Here is a 223-nt window from a genome sequence, read left to right as displayed (position 1 = left end):
CACAAATTCAGGGATTTGCGCAAGCGGAAGGAAGACACGATTCTCCCCTTTATAGAGCGCAGCGATGACGGTATTATCTGCACCGTATATCGTTGTTGTTTCGTTAATATCCGTTTTGGGCAGCGGCTGGGAACGGAGATAGAGAACGAATAATATAGACAATGCCGTAATAATAACCAGTGTAATGAGCAGCCAGCGCATCGCTTTGCCTGCGATACGCAGC

At 47.5% G+C, this 223-nt stretch carries 1 pseudogene; it reads right to left on the bottom strand.

The window, feature by feature from the left end:
- Nucleotides 1-223: pseudogene (locus LKX83_RS33235) on the bottom strand (carboxypeptidase); the annotation flags it as partial.

It is taken from the genome of Cohnella baijiui (assembly GCF_020731285.1).
Classification (GTDB): Bacteria; Bacillota; Bacilli; order Paenibacillales; family Paenibacillaceae; genus Cohnella.
The sequence above is the reverse complement of the archived record's forward strand: the minus strand, read 5'-3'. Positions and strand labels throughout refer to the sequence as shown.